This window comes from Burkholderia sp. 28_3, from assembly GCF_003253915.1.
In the GTDB taxonomy this organism is placed as follows: Bacteria; Pseudomonadota; Gammaproteobacteria; order Burkholderiales; family Burkholderiaceae; genus Burkholderia; species Burkholderia cenocepacia.
The window spans coordinates 1-21,012 of sequence record NZ_QKZF01000040.1; the positions used below are offsets into that span (position 1 = coordinate 1).

The following is a 21,012-nucleotide window of genomic DNA, read 5'->3' on the forward strand; positions in this document are numbered from 1 at the left end:
CTGACGCGCGACAGTCTGTCTTTTCTTCTTCATCGGCATATCCATGGCTTTTACACCTCATCATATGCCTCGCCCACGAAATCACGGATAGGTCCAACCTCATCGACAACGCCGTCCGGCATACCGAACACGGACGCCTTCAGTTTCGCTACGCAGACGGCTGGTTGCACATCGAAGACACCGGGCCAGGCATTCCGGCACACGCACTCCCCCATGTCTTTGACCGGTTCTACCAGGCCGGGTCGCCGCGCACTGCGACGCCTGGCGTCGGAATCGGCCTGTCGATCGTCAAAAAGGTCTGCGATCGCTATGGATGGTCGATCCGGATCGACAGCGAGCCAGGCGTTGGCACCTGCGTCTCGCTGCGCCTGCCGGCGACGAGCCGGACCTGAGTCGACTGCACGCTTGCTGATGCGTTCTTGACGAAAACTTCACAAACCCCTGCGTAGCATGGGCTTATGGGCTGTTCCGTAAGTTACCGGAACAGATATTGACCAGATTGTGAAGGAGTCGCTCATGAAATCGCTAATCGCTGCACTCTTCGTCGCATCCTCTGCGATTGCCCCCTTACTTGCATTTGCCCAGCCAACCCCCGGCCCGACGCGCGCCGCGGTCCGTGCCCAGTTGGCGTGTGCGGAGCAGTCAGGATTGATGCGTCTACCCAGAAATAGCTACCCCGACAAGATGTCCGAAATGAACTGCGACACCTCCGGTTCCGGGGCATCCATGAACGGGAACGCCCAGGCGGGCGCGCCAACGTGGCAGCAATCGAACCCGACCCTGTTCAGGCACCACTGAGAGCGGCACATGTGGCGTTGACAGAGCTGGCGTCAATACCGCATGCCCGCCCCGGCGGCGTCCTGGCCGTTCCTTCTTGACGAAAACTTCACAACCGGTGGCGTAGCATCCGCCCCGGACGCTGCCCGGGTGGGCGGCACACCATCCGATGGGATGCAAGAATGCGCCGCACATTATCGTTTGTCTTTATCGCCTTCGCCGGGATGGCCGGTTGCACGACCTACCATCCCGAGCCGATCGCCCCCGCCCAGCTTGCCCGGCAATTCGAGGAGCGCACGCTGGCGAGCGAGGCGCTGCAGGCCTACGTGGCGCGCGAGACCGGTCACGACGTCACGCCCTGGCCGCCTGCAGTCTGGAATCGTGAGATGCTCACCCTGGCGGCCTTCTACTACAGCCCCGCCCTCGACCTTGCCCGTGCGCAATGGAGCACGGCCAACGCCGGTATCGACGTCGCCAACGCGATTCCCAACCCGGTCCTGCAGTTGCCGTTCCAGTACAACACGCCTAACCCGGGGCCGGGAGCGCCCTTCACCTGGGGGCCGTCGCTCGATATTCCGATCGAGACCGCGCACAAGCGCGGCTATCGCGTCGATCAGGCGAACCACCTCTCGGAAGCGGCCCGGCTGAACATCGTCAACGCAGCGTGGAGCGTTCGCGCTCAGGTCCGGGATGCCATGCTCGCCCTCTACGCCGCCCGCGAACGCATGGCCTTCCTGTCCGCCAAGGCCGACGCCGAGCGGCAGATCACCGTGATGAGCCGCCACCGCCTCGCTGTCGGCCAGTACTCGCAGCCCGACGTCGACGCTGCCGTCCTTGCCGACACCCAGGCCCAGAGCGAGCTGGCCGCCGCGCGAAGCGCCGAACAGGACGCGCTCGCACAACTGGCTGCCGCCATCGGCGTGCCGGTCACCGTGCTCGACCGCGTCACGCTCGACCTGAGCGCCTTCGATACGGTTCCGCCTGCGCCGCCCGCAACGGATGCGCAGCGCGCGGCGATCTTCCATCGCGCCGATCTGCGCGCCTCGCTGGCCGATTACGCCGCGGCCGAATCGGCGCTTCAGCTCGAGGTCGCGAAACAGTATCCGGACATCCACCTCGGCTCCGGCTACACGTACGACACGGGCACCAACAAGATTGGCTTCGGGCTCGCCGGCATTACGTTGCCGATCTTCGATCAGAACCAGGGCGGCATCAGGGAAGCCGAGGCGAAGCGCAAGGAAGCTGCCACGCGTACCGGCGCGTTGCAGGACAGGATTCTCGGCGATCTTGCGCACGCGCTGGCACGCTACCGGGCGAGCCTCGAAGCGCTGCAGCTGTCCGACGCCCATCTGGCAAGTGCCCGCCGGCAACTCGAAAGCCAGGCGGCGGCTTTCGCCAGCGGCAATGCGGACCGGCTGACCTTCACGCAGGCGAAAGCTGACTACCAGACCAGCAAGAGCGCCCACCTCGACGCCGTAGTCGCGGTCCAGCAGGCCGCTGGCGCGCTCGAAGATGCGATGCAGCAACCCCTGGGTCATGAGGCGGTGAGCGATACCCTCAGTGAAGAGACACCATAATGAAACTCCGGCTGATCCTACTTTCCGTCATTTCGCTGGCCCTCGCTGCCGGTGCAGGCTGGTACATCCTGAACCAGGCGTTTGACGACGCCAGTGCATCGACCGCCACGGCAGCCCGGTCGGCTCCGACGCCCGCCGTACAGACGGTCAACGGTGAAACGGTCGTGGTCGTGAGCCCCGAGGCCCAACGGGCCAGCCACATCGAGGTGGCGCCGCTTGCCGCCGTCATGAGCCAGTCCGGCATCAGCGCCGACGCGATGGTCATCGATCTGCAGCCGCTCTTCGATCTGCGCAACCGGCTCGCGAGCGCGCGCGCGGACGTTGACACCTTCACCGCGCAGGCGGCCAGTTCGAGGACGCAGTACCAGGGCAGCCGCACACTGTTTGCCGACGACCGCAATGTTTCGCAGAAGAGCCTGCAGGCTGCACAGTCGACGATGCAGGGCGACGAAGCGAAACTGCAGTCTGCCCGGGTCACGCTGAACGGGCTGGACGGCGCGATGCGGCAGCAGTTCGGCGACGTGCTCGCGAATGCCGCGGCCGCACCGGCCTCGAGGCTGTTCCAGCTCCTTCAGTCGGGCCAGGCTGTCGTGCTGCGCGTCACGTTGCCCACAAGTTTTGGTATGGCGCCACCCGAGCGCATCGCCGTCGATACGGCTGACGGCCGCGTGGTGCCGGCCCAACGGCTTTCCGCCTCGCCACTCGTTGATCCGGCCGTGCAGGGGAGCCCCTGGCTCTACGTCGCCGACGCCACGCTGCCCGCCAATCTGCGCACGAGTGCACGCGTGCCGACGTCAAGCGAGGCCGTATCGGGGCTGCTGATCCCGGCGCAGGCGGTGGTGTGGTACGGCGGCCAGACGTGGGCCTGGGTGCGCACGGCCCCCGAGCGCTTTACGCGACGCTACGTGCCGGCCGGCAACGAGGACGACCGCGGCTTCATGGTCACGTCGGGCTTTCACGCCGGCGACCAGATCGTGACGCAGGGTGCGCAACTGCTGCTCTCCGAAGAGCTCAAGCCTCAGGGCATCGCCACCGCGTGCAAGGATCCGCCCGAATGTGATGACTGATCCTGCGACCGTACCGTGCATGACCTGCCCAGAACAACGCGACTCCACGTCCCATTCCACGCCCCATGCTTGACGCGATCATCCGCTTTTCGCTGCGCTTTCGCGGCGTCATCTTCTCGCTGGCCGTGATGGCGGCCGGCTACGGGCTCTTTACGCTGACGCGCGCCAAGCTCGACGTTTTTCCCGAATTTGCGCCGCCGATGAGCATCGTGCAGACGGCCGCTCCGGGCATGACCAGCGAACAGGTGGAGAGCCTCGTCACCCAGCCGGTTGAAAATGCCCTCGGCGGCATGACGGGCCTGAAGTCGATTCGCTCGCGGTCCATGCAGGGCCTCTCCTCGGTCACGCTTGTGTTCGATGACCACGCCAACGTGATGCAGGTCAGGCAGCTCGTCACCGAGCGCATCGGCGGGCTTGCGGGCTCGCTACCAGTGGGCGTCACCGCACCCCAACTCCTGCCGCTCACCACGACAACGAGCGTCGTGCGCACCATTGGCCTGACGTCGACGACGCGCTCGCTCGCGGACCTCTACGACATCGCCCAGTGGACGGTCAAACCGCAGCTGCTCGGCACTCCCGGCGTGGCCGACGTGATTGTGTTCGGCGGTGAGACGCGCCAGCTGCAGATCCAGGTCGACCCCGCGAAGCTGATGCGCCACGGCCTGTCGATCCCGGACGTGATTGCCGCGGCGCGCCAGGCCACCGGCGTGCGCGGCGCCGGGTTCATCGAGAACAGCAACCAGCGCATCGCCGTCAACGCCGATGGCCAGATCGCGACACCGCAAAAACTGGCCAGTGTCGTGCTGCGTTCCAGCAACGGCGCGGCGGTTCGTGTGGGTGACGTCGCCAACGTGACCTGGGGCAGTGCACCTGCTGTTGGCGCAGCATCGATCATGGGCAAGCCCGGCGTGATGGTGGTGATGGAAAGCCAGTACGGGACCAACACGATGGCCGTGACGCGCGACATCGAAAGGACGCTCGCGGGACTCGGACCCGCGCTCGCCCGGCAAGGTGTGGACGTAAACACCAACGTCTTCCGGCCCGCCAACTTCATCGAGGCCGCCGTCGGCCACCTGCGCACCGCGCTCATCGTCGGCGCCGTGCTGGTCATCGCGGTGCTGTTCCTGTTCCTGCTCAACGTGCGCACCGCCGTGATTTCCGCGGTGGCGATTCCGCTGTCGCTGCTGGTCGCGATCATCGTATTGACGTCGTTCGGCGTCAGCCTGAACACGATGACCCTGGGTGGGCTCGCCATCGCGCTCGGCGAGGTGGTCGACGATGCCATCATCGACGTCGAGAACATCTACCGGCGCCTGCGCGAGAACCGCACGCTGCCCCAGCCGCTGCCCGCTTTCCGGGTCGTGCTGCGTGCTTCGCTCGAAGTTCGCAGCGCCGTGGTGTTCGCCACCTTCATCGTAACGCTGATCTTCCTGCCCGTGCTCACGCTCACGGGTATCGGTGGACGGCTCTTTGCGCCGCTGGGTATCGCCTACATTCTCGCCGTGCTCGCGTCGCTCGGCGTCGCCCTGACGCTCACGCCGGCGATGGCACTCGCACTGCTGGCGAAGGGACCCTTGCCCGAGCGGGAGCCGCGCCTGATCGGGCGCCTCAAGACGCGTTACATCGCGCTGCTGACGAAAGTCGAACAGCATGTGAAGGCGGTCATGGTGATCGTCGCGGTGATGTGCGCCGCGGCGCTCGCGTCACTGCCATTCATGAGCGGGAGTTTTATTCCGCAACTGCGCGAAGGCCACTACACGGTTCACATGGGGCTCGCACCGGGCACCTCGCTCGCCGAATCGCTGCGCATCGGCACGCAGGTCTCGAACGCGCTGATGCAGGTGCCGGGCGTGCGTCTCGTGGCACAGCGTGCGGGCCGCGCGAATGGCGTGGTCGACCCCACCGGCGTGCAGCTCTCCGAGTTCGAAGTCGACCTCAAGCCGATGGGGGCATCGGGCCAGAGCTGGGCGCTCTACCGGATTCGCCAGGCGCTGGCGCGCTTTCCGGGTCTCTCCACCTCGGTCAACACGTTTCTCGAGGAACGGATCGACGAAACCATTTCGGGCACCACGGCCCCGGTGGTCGTGAATGTGTTCGGCAACAATCTCGACGTCATCGATCGCACGGCGCAGCAGATCGCCCAGCTGATCGGCACGATCCACGGCGTCGCCAGCGTGCGGGTGGATTCGCCGCCCGGGATTCCGGAACTGGACGTGCGGCTGAATCCCGACGCCCTGAGCCGCTGGGGCTTCCGGCCCGTCGAGGTGCTCGATGCTCTCCAGGCTGCCTACGCGGGCGTGACCGTATCCCAGATCTACGAGGGTAGCCGCAGCTATGACCTCGCCGTTGTGCTCGACCCGGCCCAGCGTCAGACCGTCGGCGACATTGGCAAGCTCATGGTGCGCAATGGCGACGGCCTTGCCGTGCCGCTGGGCTCGCTCGCGACGATCCGTCAGGTCGCGGGACGCTACCAGATCACACATGACGGTGGCCAGCGCGTGCAGACGGTATCGGTCAATCTCGGCAGCCGGCCCGTCAGCGACTTCGTAAAGGAAGCACAGGCGCGTGTGAATCACGCGATCAGGATGCCGCCGGGCACGTATGCCGTCTTCAGCGGTGAGAGCGAAGCGCGCGCGCAGTCGCAACGCGACCTGCTCGCATACGGCGGGATTGCGCTGGTGGGCATCGCGCTGCTGCTGTTCCTCGCAATGAAGAGCCGTCGCGGCGTGCTGCTGGTCATGATTAACCTGCCCTTCGCGCTCGTGGGCGGGGTTCTGAGCGTCGTGCTGACCGGCGCGAACCTGTCGCTGGGCAGCATGGTGGGATTCGTCACGCTGCTCGGCATCTCGCTGCGCAATTCAATCATGCTGATCAGCCACTACGAGCATCTGGTGCACGTCGACCGGCTGGCCTGGGACATAAATACGGCGGTGCGCGGTGCGTCGGAACGGCTGGTGCCGATCCTGATGACTGCACTGGTGACTGCGCTCGCCCTGCTGCCGCTCGCCGTGACGAGCGGCGCGCCGGGTAACGAAATCGAGGGGCCGATGGCGATTGTCATTCTTGGCGGCCTGCTCACCTCGACCGCACTGAACCTGATCGTACTGCCCACCTTGGCACTGCGTTACGGGCGTTTCGCGCGCGAGGAACTGGTCGAACCCGGACAAGCAGCGGTATCAGGAGAAACGGGCGATGGCCAGTGACGAGGTGTCACGGTAAAGACGAAGCGAACGCGACCCGCATTGCGAACCATTGGAGAGATCCCCGTGATTGGTCTGAACAAGCTGCTTGACGGGAAGAAGCTCCATCTGGTGTTTGAATTGAGCCTGTGGTTCAAGGCGATTTTCGCGCTTTCAGAAATCGCTGCCGGCGTTGTCACATACTTCGTTCCGCAGCGGCTTTTTCTGACTTTTGTGCGTTTGGTCACGCAGGATGAGTTTGCGGAAGATCCCCATGATCTCGTCGCCAACTTTCTCCTTCATACCGTACAGCACCTTTCTGTCGACACCCAGAAATTCGCGGCGATTTATCTGCTCGGACACGGCGTGATCAAGCTGTGGCTGATCATCGGTTTGCTGTGCGAGAGACTTTGGTACTTTCCCATTTCCATGATTGTTTTCGGCCTGTTCATTGGCTACCAGGTCTATCGATTTACATTCACGCACTCAGTCTGGTTGTTGCTCGTCACGGCCTTGGACATCGTCGTTATCGCCCTCACCTGGCACGAATACCGATATCTCCGAAACGGGCAGAAGGCGGTAATGTAGAGCGCCTGGCTGGGATCCCGTGTCGGGCGGAGCTGATACAGTCCGCGGCGCCGCACCGGCCTGATGCCCGGTAGAAAACAGCTTTCTCCCGATTCCAGACAACGAACGATGCTACCTGATACATCTACCATCGACCGCATTCCGATTCCCCGTGCAGTCCGGATGCTGGGGTTTGTCAGCCTCTTCATGGACTTTTCGTCCGAACTGGTTCATGCGTTGCTGCCCATCTTTCTCGTCACCACGATGGGCATGAGCGTGAGCGCGCTGGGTGTGCTCGAAGGGGCAGCCGAAGCGACCGCAATGATCGTCAAGATCTTTTCGGGGCCCGTAAGTGATTGGCTTGGCAAACGCAAGGCGCTGTTGTTGCTCGGCTACGGGCTGGCCGCGCTTTCCAAGCCGCTTTTCCCGCTGGCCGGCACACCCGGGATTGTCGCGGCCGCACGACTTGTCGATCGCGCGGGCAAAGGGATTCGCGGTGCGCCGCGTGACGCCCTCGTCGCAGACGTCTCGCCCCCGGAGATTCGTGGCGCCTGCTTTGGACTGAGGCAGTCGATGGACACGATCGGAGCATTTGCAGGACCCCTTGCCGCAATCGTATTGATGCTCGGGTTTTCCGATCACATTCGCACTGTCCTGTGGTTCGCGGTCGTACCCGCGTTCATCGCGGTCGGCCTGATCCTGTTTGGCATTGAGGAGCCGGTCGGTGAAGGTGCGCCTCGTCGCTTCCGGTCCCCGCTGCACTGGCGGGCATGGCGTGAATTTCCGGAGCGCTACTGGTTCGTGGTCGCGATCGGTGCCACCTTCACGCTTTCGCGCTTCAGCGAGGCCTTCCTTGTCTTGCGCGCGCAGCAGACCGGGTTGAATATCGCGTGGATTCCCGGCGTGATGGTGGTCATGAGTCTCGCCTATTCGCTCTCCGCCTACCCCGCGGGAGCACTTTCGGATCGCATCGATCGCCGGTTTCTACTCGCCTGGGGGCTCGTGCTCCTGATCGCGGCAGATCTTGTGCTGGGCACGAGCGCGTCGATCATCACCGTCCTCCTCGGCGTTGCGCTCTGGGGCCTGCACATGGGTTTCACACAAGGCATTCTCGCGGCGATGGTCGCAGAAACAGCGCCGCAGACACTTCGCGGAAGTTCGTTCGGCCTTTTCAATCTCGCGAGCGGCGTCTGCATGCTGGTCGCGAGCGTCATCGCCGGTTGGCTGTGGGATCGCCATGGCGCGTCGGCGACGTTCTTTGCCGGAGCCGGTCTGGCTGTCGTCCCACTGGTGATGTGCCGTTTCGCGCCACGCCTGGAGAAGCGCAACCGCTGACCGATCCTGATCTTCACGACAAAAGCCTCTTATGGAAACGCTCGAAGCGCTCAATCAAACCATTTTTCTCGTGCTCAACGCCACGCCAGCGACGCCGCATTGGCTCATCGGAATGGGAGTGATCATCGCCAACTATGCTATCTGGGCGGCTCCTGTCATACTTGTCTGCCTGTGGTTGGCGGGCGGCGACGAGAGGCGGGAAATGGCCCTGCGTGCATGTTTTGTTGGCTTCCTGGCACTCGGCATTAACCAGTTGATCGGAATGGTGTGGTACCACCCCCGGCCATTCGCAATCGGAATAGGGCATGCATTCCTCGCGCATGCTCCTGACTCGTCATTTCCGAGCGATCACGCCACATTGCTTTCTGCGATCTCTTTCACACTCTTCTACGCAGGAAAAAGACGACTTGGACTGCTTGCACTGATCGTCGATATCGCCGTTGCGTGGGCCCGCTTGTTTGTTGGCGTGCACTTTCCGTTTGACATGATCGGGGCGGCAATTGTCGCCTGGATCGCCTACATGCTTGGCAGCCCGTTCTGGCGAGTCGGGGGCAGGGTGGTAACCGGGGCTTCGATTGCCTTGTACAGGAAGGTATTGGCTATGCCGATTGGCCGACGATGGCTGCGACCTTAACGGAGCCGTACATGCAGCAAACAGGTCCGCGACATCCCTTGGTTGAAGCAGTCCTATGACGAACTTGCGAGCGGTTTTTGCGGGTGGGCCAGCGCTGCCCTATCACTCAACTCACTTTTCTTGGACGCCATCGACTTCGGCGATCAGATGCTCCGTCTCTCGCGATCGCTATTTCTGTGGGCGCGGACGCCAAGTTGCCGTTGGTACTGTTAGCCATGCCTGAACTCATTGGGGGGCCAGGTTCCTCAAACCCCTGGAGCGAGCGGGCATGTCTTTGCCGAAGGGGGCACAGTCTCCAGAATTCAGTATTGCGAGATACCACGCTCCTTCGACGACAACGAATTTCTTTTACTCACCAATGCGTTAAACCGCTTCTGGCGAAAATTTACGAATCCCGGCCGATCCTCATCACGGCATCAGCCGGGCCGAACTAGAGGGTTGGCCGTGATTCGTTAATACCCGAAGCTTCAGATATTAACGATTACCCGCACCGGGAAATTAGGCGTAGGCGCGTCGCGCACCCTGCGTTCAGGTGCGAGGCCGGGGCATACCCGGCTCGCCACTGCTCAGCCCTGGCTTGCACGTAACGACTCGCCGAGGCAGTACTTCCCGTAAATCAGGCAGTGGGTCGTAACCTGATGCGGTGCAGGCGCTCTCGCACCCGCGCTCGAGGTGTCTCCCAATGTGATATCGCCGGTGTTTCTGGCTGCGAACATGAAAGCCAGGACCACAAACCCGGCCAGAAGCATCGCGATCCACGCTGCATCCCGGTTTTTCAGGTACTTCACGACAATTCCTCCTCAGCAAGATCGGCCACTGCGGTTACCATTTCCTGTCGCGCCCCGCTCAACGGCCATCCGGCCGGCATCTGGCGTCCACCGGGCGTCCCGCTGTATGCTCCGGCGGGATTGAGGTGCGGGTCACAACAAACGCGCCCTGAACTGAGCTGCGTGCAGCTGCACGCGTGAAACGACTGATGCAGCGCGCTATTTCAACAGGGTCATCTGCACGACCTTGAGCACGACGAGCCCCACGGCCAGCAGCAGGTAGCCGCGCAGGACTCCCATCCAGACACGCTTGGCCAGCGTCAGGTTCGGCGCCGGCAGATCGTTCAGCGGCGGCATGCGCCACGTGTCGCGTGCGCCCTCTGGCCATGCCTGGGTTGAGCCCACGGGGTCCCTGCTACCTCTGCGCAGCGCAGCCGTCACGGCATAGCCAGCGATGGCCAGCACGGTTCCGCCCGCGAGTACTACGAGAATCGTCTCACCGCTGATATCCGGGTACATCACCGACGCGGTCAGGATGATCGACAGCATCACCAGCACCCAGATCACCGCCCCTGTGAACAGGTTGAGCTTTCTGGAGTTGACCCATGGTCCGAGCACGGCCTTGTCGTTGCACAGGAGCAGCAGGAACACCGTAGCACTCGGCAGCAACACGCCGGCGAGCGTCTGGACCGCTTCGGTCAGCAGTCCGAGGGGGCTACCGGGAATCAGTACGATTACGGCAGCCAGCGCGACAATGCCGAAGTACACAAGGTAAAAGCCTTTCGCGTCCGTCACGCCCCGATGCAGCGAGTGACGGATCTTGAACACGTCGCCAATCGCATAGGCGGTCGACAGCGAGACTGCCGCTGCGCCGATGATCGCCGCATCGAAGAGCGCAATCGCAAACAGCACGGCCGAGGTACGGCCGGCGTATTTTTCAAGGCCGGTGATGACGCCGCCCGCATCCGTAAAATTGCCAAATTCGGGCTTTCCCGAGAACAGCGCGGCACTGAACGCCATCATGGCCACTGCGCCGATCAGCACCAGTGCGATGCCGATCCACAGGTCGGCTTTCTCGTACTTCATGAAGCGCGGCGTAATGCGCTTGTCGATCACATAGCTCTGCTGGAAGAACAGCTGCCAGGGTGCGATCGTCGTACCAACGATACCAATGACGAGCAGCATCACATCCGAAAGCTTCGAGTGCGCAGGCCAGTTCGGGATGAAGAAGTCGCGCGTCATCTGGCCAACCGGCGGATGTATCGACACCAGCACGGGAACAAGGAGCAGGCTCAGCGCACACAGCACGACGGCGAAGCGCTCGAAGCGCCGGAAATTCCCCGTACTGACAGCGGCCATCGTCAGCGCTGCGGCGATGCAGACGCCCGCGATACGGGAGAGGCCGAAGAAGTCGAGCACAAACGTGATGCCAATGAATTCGGTGACGATCGTGAGCGCGTTGAGCAGGAAGAGATCGATCACGCTGAACGCCCCCCAGAACTTGCCAAAGCGCTCGAAGATCAACCGCGCATGCCCGACGCCGGTGACCGCACCGAGCCGCAGGACCATTTCCTGGTTGACGAAGAGGACGGGCACGAGCAGCAGAAGCGTCCACAGCAGCGTCGTGCCGTAGTTCTGGCCAGCCTGTGTATAGGTGCTGAAGGCGCCCGCGTCGTTGTCGCCGACCATGACGATCAGGCCCGGGCCCAGAATAGCCAGCAACGTTCGAAAGCGCGCCCACCATGTCGTGCGCGGGGCGGTGTCGTGGTGGGCAATGGTGCCGAGCGCTCCCTTGATGTCGCCCAGATGGGCCGAATCGAGGACTGCGGTGCGTTCCCGCCCGAGCGTGGGTGGTGAGAGATCAGTTGGCGTAGACATTTTTATGGTTCCCGGATTGCGCTGGAACAACTCTGTGGCGGTCAAGCATGCGCGAGCGGACCGGTCGCTGGAAAAACGCGTCCGTCGCGCATGCCGAAATGGCTTACGGCCTGTTACGAGATGAGTCGGCTGACGCAGCGCCAGAATGCAGCGAAGCGGTTCGGTGTGCGGGGCTGCAGCGACAGCATGGTGTCGTAGCAGGCACGCGAGTCGTCGATGTGCGGGTTTTGCGACACGAGAAGGCCAAAGTTCATGATGTTCTCCGTGCGTCTGGCAGGACGCGAAACGTGGGGCGCGGGCAGACACGGAGACCGGCGCATCATGGGCGCCGTGAGGTGCGTGCTACCCGTTTGCCCTGATGAAAAGCAGGGATGAGCGGCATATGGGGTAACTGTCACAGTCCGGCATTTCGGCTCCTTTCTGGCGCCAGATGCGCCCGTACAGGTTCACGCGCTGCTCACAGGGAGCAGATGCGCACGCGAGTGGGACTCGCGTCACGATGCCATTGACTTCGCGCAAGCACGCGGGTCGATGGCGCTTTCTGGGGTGCACGGGGCTGCGTTACTGCGGCGCGCACCGTCTGCCTGACGGCAGGACGGCGGCTGATAGGTGAGCGCGGGGACGTCCTGCCAGTCAGGCAGCGAAACGGATCAAAGGTCGACTACTGCAGGTGTCCAAGGCAATTGCCCCGTCCGTGAAGATTGTTGGATTGTAGGGGGTGGGGGTATCCTGAGTCAACCGGATCTAAGCTGGGGGCAAAAAATTCGTGTTGCGTGCCGATCCTGGCCCCATGAATCGCCAATTCAGGCGGTTTTGTGGGTGACGCGGTCATCGCCACGGGTCCAACTCGATCAACGAACGGGCATGATGCCGGAGAATTTCCGGCCAAATAATATACCTATACCCCCTATATCTTTGTAAATGTGCTACAGTCCCGTCCAGTCTTCACGGAGATGCCTTTCATGAGCCACACAATTCGCGAGAAACAGAAGCTGCTCAACCGGGTGCGCCGCATCAAGGGGCAGCTCGAAGCGGTGGAGCGCTCGCTCGAGGAAGAGCGCGGTTGCTCCGAGGTGCTGCAGCAGATTACGAGCTGCCGTGGCGCGATGAATGGTCTTCTGGCAGTGGTGCTGGAGGACCATGTCCGAACTCATCTGGTCGATGCCGATCCGTCGCACGGGCATGTCAGCGGCACAGAGGAGCTGATCGAAGTGATCCACAGCTATTTCAGGTAAGAGGGCAACATGAGCGATTTCCAGAGCGCAGCCTTTGGCGCCGGACACGATCACATCTATCTCGGCGCGGCACACGCGCAGAACGAGCGGCGGACCTGGGCAGTCATTGCGCTTTGCAGTGCGATGATGGTGGCCGAGATTCTTGGCGGCAGTCTGTTCGGCTCACTGGCGCTGGTCGCCGACGGTCTGCACATGTCAACGCACGCGGGTGCCATGCTGATCGCGGCGCTTGCTTACACTTACGCGCGCCGGCACGCGTCGGATCCGCGCTTCGTGTTTGGAACCGGCAAGCTTGGCGATCTGGCGGGGTTCACCAGCGCCATCGTGCTGGCGATGATTGCGCTGCTGATCGCCTATGAGGCGGTATCCCGTTTCTTTTCGCCGGTGCCAATCCATTTCGGGGAAGCGATTCCCATCGCGGTGGTCGGACTGCTGGTCAACCTGGCGAGCGTCTGGCTGCTGAGCGGTGACCATCACGGTCATGGCCACGGGCATGCGCATGGACATGGGCACGGTCACGGTCACGGCCATGGCGACGAAGATCACGGCGACCATGCTCATGACGATGAGGTCCGGCGCATATTCACTCCGTCTGGCGTGTTCGAGGTTTCGGTTTTCGAGGACGGCGTGCCGCCCGTCTTCCGCATAACGCCGGCGACGGAGGATTCGCGCCTGGCCGCAGACGGGGTTTCGGTCACGACGGTACGCCCGGACGGCGCACGTCAAGCGTTCACGTTCGTTGACCGGGGCGGCTACCTGGAGTCAACCGACCAGATTCCGGAGCCGCACGAGTTCAAGGCCGTCGTCCGGTTGAGCGACGGCTTGCACGAACTCGCCTTCGAGGAGCATGAGCACGACCATGACGACGCAGTCACCGCTGCGAACCGGGATCACAATATCCGTTCGGCGTACGTCCACGTGATCGCGGATGCAGCCGTCTCCGTGCTGGCCATCATTGGGCTGGTGCTGGCGCGTACGTTCGGCTGGATGTGGATGGACCCGCTTGCCGGCGTGATTGGCGCACTGGTGATCGCGAACTGGTCGTGGGGTTTGATGCGCGACACGGGCGGGATTTTGCTCGACATGAATCTGGACCGCAAACTGTCTGACAATGTCCGTCGCACGATCGAGGGCCATGGCGACCGGGTAATCGACCTGCACGTATGGCGCCTGGGACCCGGTCACATGGGCGCGGTGGTGTCGGTTGCGACTACCGAGCCGCAACGCAGCCCTGGCTTCTATCACGCAGCACTCAAACGCTTCCGGGGCTTGTCGCACGTGACGGTGGAAGTCAACCCGACGCGTGTCGCAGCCTGAGCGATGGCCGTCAGGTCACCGTGCATCGACGTGTGCGTCATGGATGGTCGGACAGGGTTCTGCACCGGCTGCCTGCGCACACGCGATGAAATCCGCAACTGGAAGACAATGACGGACCATCGGCGGCATCAGGTCATCAACGATCGCGCGCGACAGCAGGCAAAACTTGTACGAGGGCCGGCGCACGGCGATGGCCGGGGCGCCACGGGCTCTGGAACTCCGGAATGACGAAGTGCGGTGTAGCGCCGTGAAACACACTTGCCTGAAGGGCGCCGCAGCCGCCTTGTACGGCCACACTAACACTACCGGCGACGCCCCGTTGCTATAGCAGATGGCGTCAGACCCGGAGCATATCAACCTGACCGGCGACTCCCGGCGGCTTCCGCAGCGCCAGGACTGGCTTGCGCGAATTCAGGCCGTTGCTGCCGCGGCAGCAGGCTTGACGTGCCTTATGTTCTCTGAGGCCGCCGCTGGAGCCAAACCAGCGCGATGGTCACGGCGCAAAAAGCGGCGCCCGCATAGGGGTGCCGTCAAGATTCGGACTTTTTCGTACGTTTAGCGGCGAGATCGTCAGGTTAGGGTCTTCGACACGGAGAAACGTGTGTCCACCAATGAGGAAGTCAACCCTAACGTGACGCGCTTTGGTCGCAGGCCTGACGTCAGGTTGAAGCATGCCTCAGCCTGACACCCGACGCGTGACTGAGCGCACCGATGCGCAGATCACCGGGGCGCCCGGAACGCGCGCAGCGCCCATGTGAGCGACAAGGCAAAAAACGCCAGCAGCACGACCACGGCGATGCCCTGATGCTGGCTGACGAGTGCTCCGGCCGCCGTGCCGGACAGTGCCAGCAGCACGATCGGCAAATGGCATGGGCACGTGAGCGCCGCGAGCGCACCCCAGAGCCAGGCGCGCCAGCGGGCGCTACGAGTTAATCCGGGTGCAGTTGGATCACGCACGGTTTGTGCTCCCCGCGTTTCGCAGGCAGGTGGCCCCCAACAGCCGCTCGGCACACTCGCGGCCCACGGCGAAGGCGTCCCGGACGCTCACAACCTCGATGCCGGGGCGTGTCGCGGCCCACTGCTGACCCGCGGCGGCTGTCGTTTTCAGAAGACGGCTGCACTGAACGTCAGAAGCCGACTGCACTATAGCAGCGGAGGGGTTGGATCCATCAGGCAACGACGGGCTGCTGCCGGCCAAGAGCGACCAACTGATGTGAGAACCCGAGCGGCAGTTTGAGGCTGAGAGCTGCCCCTCGTGCTGCGCGCTTGGATCGGCGGCTATCGACCGATAGCAGGCGTCTATATTTGGCATAGATAGCACAACTTATTTCCCTCACAGGCACCCGCGACCATGTCTCAAAAATGACATCAACGAGTCATCATGGTGTCATATCACGACATTACCATCGCTGCAATTCAGATTCGTAATCAGGTCATCATTTTTGATTACGAATTCAAATCTGCCGGAGGTGTCATGATCGAACTACAGAATGTCTCAGTCAGTTATGGTGATGCGATTGCACTGTATCCCACCACTCTCAAACTCCATCAGGGACAGTTCACCGTATTGCTCGGATCTTCCGGCGCTGGAAAATCCACGCTACTTCGCTGTATTAATTCGCTGCATGCGTCGCAGCGCGGCACCACCATTGTCGCCGGCTTAGGAAATTTGGCGAACTCGCGTGCATTGCGCATGCATCGCCGACAGACTGGCATGGTGTTTCAACAGCATCAATTGATTGGCCGACTGACGGCTTTGCAAAACGTTTCGATGGGCCGAATGGGCTACCACACGGCATTACGCAGTCTATTCCCCCTCCCGGCGAAGGATCAATCCATATGCCTGCAAAGTCTGGACCGAGTCGGCTTATTGCACAAAGCCTTAAGCCGTGTCGACGCATTGAGCGGCGGCCAGCAGCAACGCATCGGTATTGCCCGGGCTCTGGCTCAGCAACCTAAACTGGTGTTGGCTGATGAACCGGTAGCCAGCCTCGATCCTGCTACTGCAGAGCGAGTGCTAAGTCTGCTGCACCGCATTTGTAAAGAGGACGGGATTTCGGCGGTCGTCAGCCTGCATCAGGTAGACCTCGCTCAACGTTATGCCGACCGTATTATTGGCCTGTCCCATGGCCGAGTCATTTTTGATGCCGCACCGCAGACTTTGGATCAAGCCAGTTACGACACGCTGTATGAACAAGTACCCCGTTCTTCTTTGAGCGTTCCACAAGACGCTCGAGAGGAACGGCTTATCGATACTTCATTTCCCATGCAACTTGCTACCGTAAAGGATTGATTATGAAAAAACTCGCATCCGCATTAATGTCTGTCTTGCTTGCCGCCGTCTGCAGCATTGGCCATGCATCATCCAATCCCGATCCAGAAACGCTCAAAGTTGCGCTACTGCCGGACGAAAACGCATCGACCGTAATTAAAAACAACAAGCCGCTCGAAATCTATCTGGAAAAAGAGCTGGGAAAGAAAATTGAGCTGGTGGTTACCACTGATTACTCGTCAATGATCGAAGCCATGCGTCACGGCCGTATCGACATGGCATATTTTGGCCCCTTGTCGTATGTGCTGGCTAAGCAAAAGAGCGACATCGAGCCATTCGCAGCGATGAAGCAAAAGGGTAGCACTACCTACCAGTCCGTATTGATCGCCAATACTGGCGCCGGCATCGCCAAAATCAGTGATATCGTCAACAAGAATGTCGCTTACGGTGATGTGGCATCCACCTCCAGCCATTTGATTCCGAAGTCGATATTGGCGGAAAACGGTTTGAAAGCCGGCGAAAACTATCGCGAACACTTTGTCGGTGCGCATGACGCGGTGGCCATGGCCGTGCAAAACGGTCACGCGCAGGCTGGCGGCTTGAGTAAGCCGATTTTTGAATCCCTGGTTCAGCGCGGACTGGTCGATCCCAACAAAGTAAAAGTTCTTGCCGAATCGAAGCCATATCCGCAATACCCGTGGACCATGCGCAGCAATCTGAAGCCGGAACTGAAGGAAAAGATCCGTGCAGCCTTCTTGAATCTCAAAGATCCGGAAGTCCTGAAACCTTTCAAAGCCGATGGTTTCGGCCCGATCAGCGACAAAGACTATGACGTGGTGCGCAGCCTTGGCACACTGCTCAAGCTCGATCTGTCGAAGTTCTAAGTGAGCGACAGCATGCAAGCTGATTTTGGTTTGATTCTGGCCGAGCGCCAGCGCGTATGGAACCGCACGATACTGCAGTTTGCCGTTGTGCTGGCGATTGTGATCGGTTGCTGGTATTACGTCGGCCTATTTGATGCCGAGCGATTGAAGGATGGCATGCCAAGCCTGGTAAAAATTGCCGGCGAGATGTTCCCACCGAACTTCTCGCAGGCTGGCACCTGGGTCAAACCGGTACTGGATACCTTGGCCATGAGTATCGCCGGCACGGCAATCGCGGTATTGCTATCCATTCCCTTAGGAGTGCTCGCCGCGCGGAATACTAGCCCTCATCCACTCGTGTATCAAGCCACACGCGGCATGTTAAACGCTTTGCGATCGATACCCGAACTGATCATGGGCATCCTGTTCGTGGCAGCCGTTGGCTTCGGCGCATTGCCGGGTGTTTTAGCCCTAGGCTTACATTCGGTTGGCATGATCGCCAAATTTTTTTCGGAATCGATCGAACATGCCGATCCGGCACCGGTAGAAGCCGCGCATGCAGCGGGCTGCACGCCATTGCAGGTGATTTTTCATGGGATCTTTCCCCAAGTGCTTCCGCAAATGGCCGATACCGCGATCTATCGATGGGAATACAACTTCCGTGCTTCGACCGTGATGGGCATGGTCGGCGCCGGTGGAATCGGGTTCGAGCTGATGGGCTCTCTGCGCATCATGCAATACCAGGATGTCTCGGCTATTTTGCTGGTTATTTTAGGCATGGTTACCCTCGTCGACGCCTTCAGCTCCTTCCTGCGTCGCAAGTTCAAATAACTCCCAAAGCTTACAAAGGTTTTTATGAAGCCCAAAGTCGTCCTCACCCACTGGGTGCACCCGGAAATCATCGAATTGTTGTCCGCTAGCGCCGATGTTATCCCCAACACCACACGGGAAACCTTGCCGCGTTCTGAGGTAATTGCGCGAGCCAAAGATGCGGATGCACTCATGGCTTTCATGCCGGACAGCATCGACAGCGCGTTTCTCGAGGAATGTCCAAAGCTGCGTGTCATCGGCGCCGCGCTTAAAGGCTATGATAACTTCGATGTCAACGCCTGCACACGCCACGGTGTATGGCTTACGATTGTGCCGGATTTGCTTACGATCCCGACCGCTGAACTGACTATCGGCCTTCTTCTCGGTTTGACAAGGCATATGCTGGAAGGCGATAGGCAAATCCGTAGCGGACACTTCCAAGGCTGGCGGCCGACACTATATGGCTCTGGTTTGACAGGAAAAACGCTTGGCATCATTGGTATGGGGGCGGTCGGCCGTGCAATCGCCCAGCGCTTGGCTGGCTTTGAAATGAATCTCTTGTATTGCGATCCGATTCCGCTCAATGCCGAACAAGAAAAGGCTTGGCACGTACAGCGCGTCACGCTCGATGAACTGCTCGAAAAATGTGATTATGTCGTGCCGATGGTTCCGATGGCCGCAGAGACACTGCATCTGATCGATGCCACCGCGTTGGCCAAGATGAAAACCGGTAGCTACCTGATCAATGCATGTCGCGGCTCGGTCGTGGATGAGAATGCGGTGATAGCAGCACTGGCGTCTGGAAAACTAGCTGGATATGCAGCCGATGTCTTCGAGATGGAAGAATGGATACGCGCTGATCGCCCGCAGGCTATCCCCAAGGCGCTGCTCGACAATACGGCACAAACGTTTTTTACGCCGCATTTGGGATCGGCGGTCAAGGAAGTTCGGCTTGAAATCGAGCGGCAGGCAGCGATGAACATCATCCAGGCACTCGCTGGTGAAAAACCGATGGGCGCGATTAATCAGCCGTATCCGGGAGTAAAGGCGGCGTGATAGATCTGGAGCGTGTGGCGACGTTCATTGCCGTCGTCAAATGCGGGGGCTTTCGCGAAGCGGCGAAGCAAACTGGATTGTCCCAGCCAACAGTAACGCAGCATATCAAGCGGCTGGAGCAGTCTTTGCAGGCCCGGCTGATTGACCGCGCAACAATGCCGCAAAGCCTGACATTGGAGGGAAAGATTTTTTTCCCCTATGCGGAACAATTGCTCCGTACTAGCCATAAGGCTACGGCAGCCCTCCACAATAAAAGCCTGGTCGTTGGTGCAAGCTCCAATATCGGCATTTATCTTTTACAACCCTATATCAAGGCGCTCCAAGATAAATTAGCAAACAAGATCGATGTGAGGATCGGCAAAAATATCGAGATTGCCGCTTTGCTGGAAACGCTTGAAGTGGATGTAGCGGTAATGGAGTGGTGGGACTCACGTCCTGGGTTCGTCTCAACAGTATGGCGGCGCGAGAGGATGGTTGTCATTGTTCGCCCCGGCCATCCTTGGGCTGCCGAGTCGACCATTCCACTTAAGTGGTTAAAATCCCAGATCTTGCTTGGAGGCGAAGCGGCTACCGGAACTGGGCGCCTACTACAACAATATGCCGGTGCCGACTCGGCAGAGTTCACAGTGGGTATGCAGTTAGGTAGCACCGAGGCGGTCAAACACGCGGTCCACGCAGGGCTAGGAATCTCGCTTGTGATGGAAAGCGCGGTCAAGCATGAACAGGCAAGCGGATGGTTACATGCAATTCCGATTGAAGAAGATGTTTACAAAGATCTTTATCTCGTACATCGCTCAGAAACTTCGTTAAGCGGTCCGGTGGCAAGCCTTGCAGATTTGATTCTCCATTCTCCGGATTTAGGCTCAATAGAATATAAATAGCAAAACGAATGTCTGCTTCTGGCCGAGAGCTGACCTTCTCTGCGCGCATCTCACTGACCGCAACCGCTGCACTGCCGGCGCTGGGCCAGAAATTCTGAGCGGCTCTTGAGGGTCGACACCGGTAATCGGATCGTTGCCGCACTGAACAGCGCCCCGTTCCAGGTCGCCTCCATTTATGCGGCTGAACCGAGGGAGAGCAGCTTTACGCCGTCTGGCCGCAGTTCGCCCTTGGGCGACACGTGCCGGTAGAGCGTCTGCCGGGTAATCCCGAGTTCTTCGCAGAGATCGCCCACCTTGGTTTCCGGTTGCCCCATGCTGGCCATCGCCAGGCGTAGCTTGGCGGCGGTCATCTTGAAGGGGCGCCCCCCTTTCCTGCCGCGAGCGCGCGCCGAGATAAGTCCAGCGACTGTTCGCTCGGAAATCAACTCACGCTCGAACTCGGCCAGCGCGGCAAAAATACCGAACACAAGCTTGCCGGCGGCAGTCGTCGTGTCGACCGCCGCACCGTGACCGGTCAGGACCTTCAGGCCCACGCTACGCGCAGTTAGGTCGTGCACGGTGTTGATCAGGTGGCGCAGATCACGGCCAAGCCGATCGAGCTTCCACACGATCAGCGTGTCCCCTTCACGAAGCGCCTTCAGGCAAGCAGCCAACCCTGGGCGATCATCGCGCCTGCCCGAGGCCAGATCCTCGTAAAGGTGCGCAAGGCTCACACCAGCGGCGATGAGCGCATCGCGTTGCAAATTGGTGGACTGGGATCCGTCCGCCTTCGATACCCGCATGTAGCCGATCAGCAC

The 21,012-nt window shown here is 60.9% G+C and carries 21 protein-coding genes; 16 read left to right on the top strand and 5 right to left on the bottom strand.

Translation table 11 applies throughout. The features are described from left to right. From DFS13_RS37580 to DFS13_RS37615, 8 genes are all read left to right on the top strand, one after another. On the top strand, window positions 1-392 hold a 392-nt coding region (locus DFS13_RS37580; RefSeq protein ID WP_146610052.1), incomplete at its 5' end, for a HAMP domain-containing sensor histidine kinase. 124 nt (window positions 393-516) lie between these two features. Continuing rightward, entirely contained in the window at window positions 517-798 is a 282-nt protein-coding gene (locus DFS13_RS37585) for a DUF4148 domain-containing protein (RefSeq protein WP_046543880.1), read from the top strand. Window positions 799-959: 161 nt separating this feature from the next. Further along, the gene (locus tag DFS13_RS37590) at window positions 960-2,354 is read left to right on the top strand and encodes a TolC family protein (protein ID WP_027813545.1); all 1,395 of its coding nucleotides are present in this window, start codon (window positions 960-962) and stop codon (window positions 2,352-2,354) included. Beyond that, window positions 2,354-3,421 carry an efflux RND transporter periplasmic adaptor subunit gene (locus tag DFS13_RS37595; protein ID WP_027813546.1) on the top strand — a complete coding sequence of 356 codons (1,068 nt, stop codon included), beginning with the start codon at window positions 2,354-2,356 and terminating at the stop codon, window positions 3,419-3,421. Before DFS13_RS37590 ends, DFS13_RS37595 begins: the two co-directional genes overlap by 1 nt. 65 nt (window positions 3,422-3,486) lie before the next feature. Continuing rightward, complete coding sequence (locus DFS13_RS37600; protein ID WP_027813547.1) at window positions 3,487-6,624, top strand: efflux RND transporter permease subunit; 3,138 nt, start codon at window positions 3,487-3,489, stop codon at window positions 6,622-6,624. A 63-nt stretch (window positions 6,625-6,687) separates the two neighbouring features. Next, window positions 6,688-7,188 carry a DUF2127 domain-containing protein gene (locus tag DFS13_RS37605; protein ID WP_034176083.1) on the top strand — a complete coding sequence of 167 codons (501 nt, stop codon included), beginning with the start codon at window positions 6,688-6,690 and terminating at the stop codon, window positions 7,186-7,188. 108 nt (window positions 7,189-7,296) lie between these two features. After that, window positions 7,297-8,502: an MFS transporter gene (locus DFS13_RS37610; RefSeq protein WP_046196988.1), complete on the top strand. Its 1,206-nt coding sequence runs from the start codon at window positions 7,297-7,299 to the stop codon at window positions 8,500-8,502. A gap of 31 nt (window positions 8,503-8,533) precedes the next feature. Beyond that, on the top strand, window positions 8,534-9,136 hold the full coding sequence (locus DFS13_RS37615) for an undecaprenyl-diphosphatase (RefSeq protein WP_027813550.1): 603 nt from the start codon (window positions 8,534-8,536) through the stop codon (window positions 9,134-9,136). A gap of 566 nt (window positions 9,137-9,702) precedes the next feature. Here the strand turns inward: DFS13_RS37615 and DFS13_RS37620 are convergent. The 3 genes from DFS13_RS37620 to DFS13_RS40520 all read right to left on the bottom strand — a co-directional run bounded on the left by DFS13_RS37620 (window position 9,703) and on the right by DFS13_RS40520 (window position 12,035). After that, window positions 9,703-9,924, bottom strand: a complete 222-nt coding sequence (locus DFS13_RS37620) for a hypothetical protein (protein WP_027813551.1) — start codon at window positions 9,922-9,924, stop codon at window positions 9,703-9,705. Between the two features lie 198 nt (window positions 9,925-10,122). Then, window positions 10,123-11,781, bottom strand: coding sequence for an NRAMP family divalent metal transporter (locus DFS13_RS37625; RefSeq protein ID WP_027813552.1), 1,659 nt, complete (start codon window positions 11,779-11,781; stop codon window positions 10,123-10,125). Between the two features lie 113 nt (window positions 11,782-11,894). Next, entirely contained in the window at window positions 11,895-12,035 is a 141-nt protein-coding gene (locus tag DFS13_RS40520) for a hypothetical protein (RefSeq protein ID WP_164531308.1), read from the bottom strand. A gap of 708 nt (window positions 12,036-12,743) precedes the next feature. On the opposite strand from DFS13_RS40520, the gene DFS13_RS37630 reads away from it, so the two are divergent. Genes DFS13_RS37630 through DFS13_RS37640 form a run of 3 tightly spaced genes read left to right on the top strand, consistent with a single transcriptional unit; the run spans window position 12,744 to window position 14,561 of the window. Continuing rightward, complete coding sequence (locus DFS13_RS37630; protein WP_027813553.1) at window positions 12,744-13,016, top strand: metal/formaldehyde-sensitive transcriptional repressor; 273 nt, start codon at window positions 12,744-12,746, stop codon at window positions 13,014-13,016. A gap of 9 nt (window positions 13,017-13,025) precedes the next feature. Further along, window positions 13,026-14,333 carry a CDF family Co(II)/Ni(II) efflux transporter DmeF gene (gene dmeF / locus DFS13_RS37635; protein ID WP_027813554.1) on the top strand — a complete coding sequence of 436 codons (1,308 nt, stop codon included), beginning with the start codon at window positions 13,026-13,028 and terminating at the stop codon, window positions 14,331-14,333. A gap of 3 nt (window positions 14,334-14,336) precedes the next feature. Continuing rightward, the gene (locus DFS13_RS37640; RefSeq protein WP_027813965.1) at window positions 14,337-14,561 is read left to right on the top strand and encodes a DUF1289 domain-containing protein; all 225 of its coding nucleotides are present in this window, start codon (window positions 14,337-14,339) and stop codon (window positions 14,559-14,561) included. 492 nt (window positions 14,562-15,053) lie between these two features. On the opposite strand, the gene merE is transcribed toward DFS13_RS37640, so the two are convergent. Next, a complete protein-coding gene (merE, locus tag DFS13_RS37645; protein WP_027813555.1) occupies window positions 15,054-15,290 on the bottom strand; it encodes a broad-spectrum mercury transporter MerE in 237 nt (78 codons plus the stop codon). A 517-nt stretch (window positions 15,291-15,807) separates the two neighbouring features. Between merE and phnC the strand changes: the two genes are divergently transcribed. From phnC to DFS13_RS37675, 5 genes are read left to right on the top strand one after another with little or no spacing between them, the layout of a single operon-like run. Next, the gene (gene phnC / locus DFS13_RS37655; protein WP_020200553.1) at window positions 15,808-16,626 is read left to right on the top strand and encodes a phosphonate ABC transporter ATP-binding protein; all 819 of its coding nucleotides are present in this window, start codon (window positions 15,808-15,810) and stop codon (window positions 16,624-16,626) included. Between the two features lie 2 nt (window positions 16,627-16,628). Beyond that, the gene (gene phnD, locus DFS13_RS37660) at window positions 16,629-17,489 is read left to right on the top strand and encodes a phosphate/phosphite/phosphonate ABC transporter substrate-binding protein (protein ID WP_038442281.1); all 861 of its coding nucleotides are present in this window, start codon (window positions 16,629-16,631) and stop codon (window positions 17,487-17,489) included. 12 nt (window positions 17,490-17,501) lie between these two features. Further along, the gene (phnE, locus tag DFS13_RS37665; protein WP_024569577.1) at window positions 17,502-18,299 is read left to right on the top strand and encodes a phosphonate ABC transporter, permease protein PhnE; all 798 of its coding nucleotides are present in this window, start codon (window positions 17,502-17,504) and stop codon (window positions 18,297-18,299) included. A gap of 24 nt (window positions 18,300-18,323) precedes the next feature. Continuing rightward, window positions 18,324-19,334 carry a phosphonate dehydrogenase gene (locus DFS13_RS37670; protein ID WP_009238667.1) on the top strand — a complete coding sequence of 337 codons (1,011 nt, stop codon included), beginning with the start codon at window positions 18,324-18,326 and terminating at the stop codon, window positions 19,332-19,334. Beyond that, window positions 19,331-20,215 (top strand): LysR family transcriptional regulator, encoded by an 885-nt coding sequence (locus DFS13_RS37675; RefSeq protein WP_080324167.1) that lies wholly within the window; start codon window positions 19,331-19,333, stop codon window positions 20,213-20,215. Before DFS13_RS37670 ends, DFS13_RS37675 begins: the two co-directional genes overlap by 4 nt. A gap of 173 nt (window positions 20,216-20,388) precedes the next feature. On the opposite strand, the gene DFS13_RS37680 is transcribed toward DFS13_RS37675, so the two are convergent. After that, window positions 20,389-21,012, bottom strand: a complete 624-nt coding sequence (locus DFS13_RS37680) for a recombinase family protein (RefSeq protein WP_003155741.1) — start codon at window positions 21,010-21,012, stop codon at window positions 20,389-20,391.

What these genes read in the sequence shown, in the direction of transcription:
- DFS13_RS37585 (WP_046543880.1), top strand. Translation starts at nt 517, where the DNA reads ATGAAATCGCTAATCGCTGCACTCTTCGTCGCATCCTCTGCGATTGCC.
- DFS13_RS37590 (WP_027813545.1), top strand. Translation starts at nt 960, where the DNA reads ATGCGCCGCACATTATCGTTTGTCTTTATCGCCTTCGCCGGGATGGCC.
- DFS13_RS37595 (WP_027813546.1), top strand. Translation starts at nt 2,354, where the DNA reads ATGAAACTCCGGCTGATCCTACTTTCCGTCATTTCGCTGGCCCTCGCT.
- DFS13_RS37600 (WP_027813547.1), top strand. Translation starts at nt 3,487, where the DNA reads ATGCTTGACGCGATCATCCGCTTTTCGCTGCGCTTTCGCGGCGTCATC.
- DFS13_RS37610 (WP_046196988.1), top strand. Translation starts at nt 7,297, where the DNA reads ATGCTACCTGATACATCTACCATCGACCGCATTCCGATTCCCCGTGCA.
- DFS13_RS37615 (WP_027813550.1), top strand. Translation starts at nt 8,534, where the DNA reads ATGGAAACGCTCGAAGCGCTCAATCAAACCATTTTTCTCGTGCTCAAC.
- DFS13_RS37625 (WP_027813552.1), bottom strand. Translation starts at nt 11,781, where the DNA reads ATGTCTACGCCAACTGATCTCTCACCACCCACGCTCGGGCGGGAACGC.
- DFS13_RS40520 (WP_164531308.1), bottom strand. Translation starts at nt 12,035, where the DNA reads ATGAACTTTGGCCTTCTCGTGTCGCAAAACCCGCACATCGACGACTCG.
- DFS13_RS37630 (WP_027813553.1), top strand. Translation starts at nt 12,744, where the DNA reads ATGAGCCACACAATTCGCGAGAAACAGAAGCTGCTCAACCGGGTGCGC.
- dmeF (WP_027813554.1), top strand. Translation starts at nt 13,026, where the DNA reads ATGAGCGATTTCCAGAGCGCAGCCTTTGGCGCCGGACACGATCACATC.
- DFS13_RS37640 (WP_027813965.1), top strand. Translation starts at nt 14,337, where the DNA reads ATGGCCGTCAGGTCACCGTGCATCGACGTGTGCGTCATGGATGGTCGG.
- phnC (WP_020200553.1), top strand. Translation starts at nt 15,808, where the DNA reads ATGATCGAACTACAGAATGTCTCAGTCAGTTATGGTGATGCGATTGCA.
- phnD (WP_038442281.1), top strand. Translation starts at nt 16,629, where the DNA reads ATGAAAAAACTCGCATCCGCATTAATGTCTGTCTTGCTTGCCGCCGTC.
- phnE (WP_024569577.1), top strand. Translation starts at nt 17,502, where the DNA reads ATGCAAGCTGATTTTGGTTTGATTCTGGCCGAGCGCCAGCGCGTATGG.
- DFS13_RS37670 (WP_009238667.1), top strand. Translation starts at nt 18,324, where the DNA reads ATGAAGCCCAAAGTCGTCCTCACCCACTGGGTGCACCCGGAAATCATC.